Source organism: Streptomyces sp. W16, from assembly GCF_033194735.1.
Taxonomy (GTDB): Bacteria; Actinomycetota; Actinomycetes; order Streptomycetales; family Streptomycetaceae; genus Streptomyces.
This window is the reverse complement of the sequence record NZ_JAWOAI010000882.1, coordinates 1-2,438: the sequence shown is the minus strand read 5'-3', so window position 1 is coordinate 2,438 and position 2,438 is coordinate 1. Positions and strand designations below refer to the sequence as shown.

At 69.6% G+C, this 2,438-nt stretch carries 2 protein-coding genes; one reads left to right on the top strand and one right to left on the bottom strand.

The genetic code is table 11. The features are described from left to right. On the bottom strand, window positions 1-420 hold a 420-nt coding region (locus tag R6V09_RS50880; RefSeq protein WP_317888210.1), incomplete at its 3' end, for a TetR/AcrR family transcriptional regulator. 377 nt (window positions 421-797) lie between these two features. Between R6V09_RS50880 and R6V09_RS50875 the strand changes: the two genes are divergently transcribed. Next, the gene (locus R6V09_RS50875; protein WP_317888209.1) at window positions 798-2,165 is read left to right on the top strand and encodes an NAD(P)/FAD-dependent oxidoreductase; all 1,368 of its coding nucleotides are present in this window, start codon (window positions 798-800) and stop codon (window positions 2,163-2,165) included. Window positions 2,166-2,438 lie beyond the last annotated feature (273 nt).

Below are 2,438 nucleotides of genomic sequence, written 5' to 3'. Positions count from 1 at the left end.
CAGCACCTGCGGCGGCAGCAGCCGCCCGGCGCCCGAGGCCACCGACGTCCGCAGGAAGCGCGACAGCGCCGACCACGGCTCGTCCTCCTGACCGAGCGCCGAACGCGCCTGGTCCGTCAGCCGGGAGGTCTCCTCCTCGGCTATCCGGCGCACCAGGACGTCCTTGCTCGGGAAGCGCCGGTACACCGTGCCGACACCGACCCGCGCTCGCCGCGCCACGTCCTCCATCGGCGCGCCGTAACCCAGCTCGCCGAAGACCTCACGCGCCGCCCGCAGCACGTGCTCCAGATTGCGCTGTGCGTCCACCCGCAACGGCGTCGTGCGCGAGCTGTCCCCGCGTCCGTTTCCCGCCGCCGCACCGACCGCGCCGCCGGATGCGACGGCAGACGCGGATGTCCAATGAGAATCCTGAATATGCATACACGTTCCCCCGGTTAATGACGTCTCCCCCCGGAGACTCCCCGCCATCGGCAGCCGGAGCATCGTGAGACAAGCCCGGTTCACGAACCACGCTTCTCGCGGGCTCGTTGAGCGCATCCCCCTTCACCCCGTCGACACACGAACATAGTTGAGCGGGGGTCAATTCAGAAGGGGCAGGTTCCGCACGGAGCGCCCCCCGATCGGAGTACGGGTCGCATACATCCCGATTGCGCCCCCCAACGCCACCCCGATCACCCCCACTGACCTGCGCACCTGCCCCGCACTCCGGCAATTCCGGCGCCCGCGCGCGACCTCCCCGGCCGGTCACACAATTTGTCGAGCCTGTGGACAAACTCAAGCGCCGGGTGCGTCATGGGATGGTGAAGGAACGCGCGCGCATTCTCGTTGTCGGTGGCGGCTACGTCGGGATGTACACGGCCCTGCGCCTTCAGAAGAAGTTGAAACGTGAAATCAGGCGCGGGCAGGTAGAGATCACGGTCGTCAGTCCCGACCCTTACATGACGTATCAGCCGTTTCTCCCCGAGGCCGCCGCCGGTTCGATCTCCCCCCGTCACGTCGTCGTCCCGCTGCGCCGCGTCCTCGACCGGTGCCGGGTCGTCATCGGCGAGGCCACCGCCATCGACCACGGCAAACGCACCGCGACCCTCAGCACCCTCGCGACCGAGGAGGAGGGCACCGGCACGGAAGAGCTGTCGTACGACGAACTCGTCCTGGCCCCCGGCTCGGTCGCGCGCACCCTCCCGATCCCCGGTCTCGCCGAGCACGGCATCGGCTTCAAGACCGTCGAGGAGGCCATCGGCCTGCGCAACCACGTCATCGAGCAACTGGACATCGCCTCCTCCACCCGCGACCCCGCGATCCGCGACGCGGCTCTGACCTTCGTCTTCGTAGGAGGCGGTTACGCCGGCGTCGAGGCGCTCGGCGAGCTGGAGGACATGGCCCGCTACGCCGTGCGCTACTACCACAACGTCCAGGCCGACGACATGAAGTGGATCCTCGTGGAGGCCTCCAACCGCATCCTCCCCGAGGTCGGCGAGGAGATGGGCACCTACACCGTCACCCAGCTCCGCAGGCGCAACATCCAGGTCCTCCTGGAGACCCGCCTCGCCTCCTGCGTCGACCGGGTCGCCGTACTCGACGACGGACAGCGCTTCCCCACCCGCACGCTCGTGTGGACGGCCGGCGTCAAACCCCACCCCGTCCTCGCCGCCACCGACCTCCCGCTCAACGCCCACGGCCGCCTCAAGTGCACCGCGGAGCTGACGATCGAGGGCGCCACGCACGCGTGGGCCGCGGGAGACGCGGCAGCCGTCCCCGACGTGACCGCCGACGCGCCCGGCACCGACACCGCCCCCAACGCCCAGCACGCGGTCCGCCAGGCCAAGGTCCTCGGCGACAACATCGCGCACTCCCTGCGCGCCGAGCCCCTTCAGACGTACGCCCACAAGTACGTCGGCTCCGTCGCCTCCCTGGGACTGCACAAAGGTGTCGCGCAGGTCTACGGACGGAAGCTGAAGGGCTACCCTGCCTGGTTCATGCACCGTGTCTACCACCTCAGCAGGGTGCCCACCTTCAACCGCAAGGCCCGTGTGCTCGCCGAATGGACCCTGGCGGGGCTCTTCAAACGGGAGATCGTCTCCCTGGGTTCACTCGAACACCCGCGAGCGGAGTTCGAACTCGCGGCCGGTGGAAAGCCTCCGCACGACCCGAAGGGGTCGAACTGACCGGACCGAGGAACTCCACCGGCGGCCCCGGCGTCTGACGAATATCGGCCCGGTCCGCCACACTGCCAGACTGGTCCACGACTTCGGGCGGGCCCGCCCCCGCCCGTCCCACCCAAGAGGCTCTCCCCACTGTGCTGCATCCCCCGGGGGCCGCGACCGATGTGCGGCTCCGGCCGCGCGGCCCCCGGACCCCCGGCAGGGTCCGGAACCGGCCGACGACACCTACACGAGGCAAGGATTCGTGAACTTCACGCGCTGGAGCGCCCGGCTCCC